The 1,272-nt window shown below is 42.8% G+C and carries 1 protein-coding gene; it reads left to right on the forward strand.

The window, feature by feature from the left end; all coding sequences use genetic code 11:
* The first annotated feature begins 11 nt into the window (after positions 1 to 11).
* Positions 12 to 1,250: an ISAs1 family transposase gene (locus tag QUA70_RS28465; RefSeq protein WP_445251689.1), complete on the forward strand. Its 1,239-nt coding sequence runs from the start codon at positions 12 to 14 to the stop codon at positions 1,248 to 1,250.
* Positions 1,251 to 1,272: the final 22 nt, after the last annotated feature.

Raw genomic sequence — 1,272 nt, forward strand, 5'->3', positions numbered from 1 at the left:
AGGTCGGTCTTATGGCATCAGGTTTCACCTCTGACAAACACAGGATTAAAAGGTCAAAAAAATTGAGTATAGCTCAGGCAACTGAACTGACAGAAAAAATGGCATTAGTATTTGCCCAAATCAAAGACCCCCGTGTAGCAAGAACCCGTGTTCATGTATTAACAGATATTTTAATTATCGGAATATTGTCAGTGATTGCAGGAGGTAACGGATGGGAAGACATGGAAAATTATGGAGTAAGTAAAGGTGAATGGTTGGAGCAGTTTTTAGCTTTACCAGGAGGTATCCCGAGTGCGGACACATTTCGACGAGTCTTTGAACGCATTAATCCCAAAGTATTTGAGCAATGCTTTCGACGTTGGATAGAATCAATAGTTGAGGTAGCAGGAGCGCAGGTAATTCCCATTGACGGCAAGACCCTTAAAGGCTCATACGATCGAGAGCAAGGCAAATCCGCTTTACATCTAGTTAGTGCCTGGTCGAGCGAATATCGTTTGGTTTTAGGACAAGTAAAGGTGGCAGATAAATCAAATGAAATTACCGCAATTCCTGCATTATTAGAGTTATTAGACATGGCCGGATGTATTCTTACGATTGATGCCATGGGTACACAAACAGCAATCGCCTCTCAAATTTTTCACGCCCAAGCTGATTATATCTTAGCACTTAAAGGCAATCATCCTACACTTTATGGACAAGTAAAAAACTGGTTTGAACAACAATTATCTCACGGATTTGAAGGTACGCTCCATAGTTATGACCAACGGGTAGAACGAGGTCATCATCGCACTGAAAAACGTTCCTGTTGGTGCGTCCCTCTTTCTCAATTGCCAACTTTACATCACCAAAACGATTGGGTCGGTCTTCAATGTGTTGTCATGGTAGTCCGGGTCAGACATCTATGGAATAAAACCACCCGTGAAGTTCAGTTCTATTTAACGAGTTTGTCGTGTAATGCCCAGCGAGTAGCACAAGCTATCCGCCTGCATTGGGGTATTGAAAATAGTCTGCATTGGACTTTAGATGTTACCTGGAATGAAGATGCTTGTCGCGTCCGTACAGGTCACGGACCACAAAACTTAGCACTGCTGCGACGCCTGGCTCTTAATGCTTTAAACCTGGAGCAATCTTATAAACGTAGCAATCTTCAAAAATCCCATCGGGCTGCTATGGATAATAACTATATGCTGACTGTTCTGGCTGGTTGTTTATTTCCACATGATGATGCCTCAAGACCCTGTTGTCAATAGACTTTGAGATGCGCTTACCCTG

This window comes from Microcoleus sp. LAD1_D5, assembly GCF_036702115.1.
Classification (GTDB): Bacteria; Cyanobacteriota; Cyanobacteriia; order Cyanobacteriales; family Microcoleaceae; genus Microcoleus.

Excerpts from the sequence above, each read along its gene's own strand:
- QUA70_RS28465 (WP_445251689.1), top strand. The coding sequence starts at position 12 with ATGGCATCAGGTTTCACCTCTGACAAACACAGGATTAAAAGGTCAAAA.